This is a genomic window from Bradyrhizobium uaiense (assembly GCF_010811875.1).
Lineage (GTDB): Bacteria > Pseudomonadota > Alphaproteobacteria > Rhizobiales > Xanthobacteraceae > Bradyrhizobium > Bradyrhizobium uaiense.
The window spans coordinates 1-233 of the sequence record NZ_VKHP01001133.1 but is presented as its reverse complement, the minus strand read 5'-3'; the positions used below and the strand labels follow the sequence as shown (position 1 = coordinate 233).

General features: G+C 58.4%; 1 pseudogene. It reads left to right on the top strand.

Annotation, left to right across the window (positions count from 1 at the left end):
* Positions 1-154 precede the first annotated feature (154 nt).
* Positions 155-233: pseudogene (locus tag FNJ47_RS49080) on the top strand (IS5/IS1182 family transposase); the annotation flags it as partial.

The window sequence follows — 233 nt, the reverse complement described above, 5'->3', positions numbered from 1 at the left end:
AGCAGAGGGTGCGTATGGCGTGCATGCAGGAGGAGATCGCGGCATTTTGGCGCGATGACAGGCGCACGAGCGCTAGGTGGTGTGGACTCTAAGGATTCCCTTTTAGGAGCAAATCAGATTCAAGGCTTCTTTTTGGGAGGCAGTCTTGGGTGTGATGGATCGTTTGGTGTTGAGCGACGCAGGCTGGGAGCGGATGGCGCCGCTGATCATCGGCCGGCCTGACCAGAAGGGCT